This is a genomic window from Calidithermus roseus (assembly GCF_003574095.1).
Taxonomy (GTDB): domain Bacteria; phylum Deinococcota; class Deinococci; order Deinococcales; family Thermaceae; genus Calidithermus; species Calidithermus roseus.
This window is the reverse complement of the sequence record NZ_QWLA01000179.1, coordinates 1-728: the sequence shown is the minus strand read 5'-3', so window position 1 is coordinate 728 and position 728 is coordinate 1. Positions and strand designations below refer to the sequence as shown.

Genomic DNA, 728 nt, shown 5'->3' with positions numbered 1-728 from the left:
GTCCCCTCCCGCAGCCGCTTCAACCGCAGGCTCCATGCGGTGAGCTACCTCATCCCCCTCCTGCTGCCGCTGTTCAAAACCCTGTGGCAGCGGCTGGGTGACATCGAGCACTCCATCCTGGACACCCCGCCCTTGCCGCATCCGCGCCCCGCGCTGCCGTCTGGCTAAGGGCCTCTGCTACCGCGGCTACACCGCGAGTAAACGGCTCTACTTCCACGGCTTGAAGCTGCATCTGGTGGCGAGTAGCGACCAGTTTATCTGTGAGGTTGAACTCTCCCCCGGTGCTACCGCTGACGTGGAGGGACTGTACTGGATGCCTTTGGACTTGCCCCAAGGCAGTGAACTCTCTGTGGACCGAGGCTACACCGACTACCAGGCCGAGGATGACTTACAAGCCCAGGGCATCCAACTCCGCCCCATCCGTAAGCACAACTCCAAACGCTACCATCAGCCCAGCCGCAAGATCATTGAGTCGCTCGGCTCTGCCCTAACTGAGCTGTTCCCCAAACGCATCCACGCTTCCACCCTCCGGGGCTTCGCCCTCAAGGTCTGGGGGTTCATCTTTGCCCACAACTGTAAGCGTCTGGCGAGCGTTTTGTAGGGGGTGTGTCCCAAAAACAACCCAATAGCCTAGACTGAGGCATGAGCCCACTACAAGAGCGGTTGATGGCGCTGATTGGGGAAGCGGAAGCGAAGGGTAAGGGGATGAAACTGGCCCAGCTGGAGCA

The 728-nt window shown here is 60.6% G+C and carries 1 pseudogene; it reads left to right on the top strand.

From position 1 onward, the window contains the following. Positions 1-601, top strand: a pseudogene (locus Mrose_RS18490) (transposase); the annotation flags it as partial. Between the last annotated feature and the right edge of the window lie 127 nt (positions 602-728).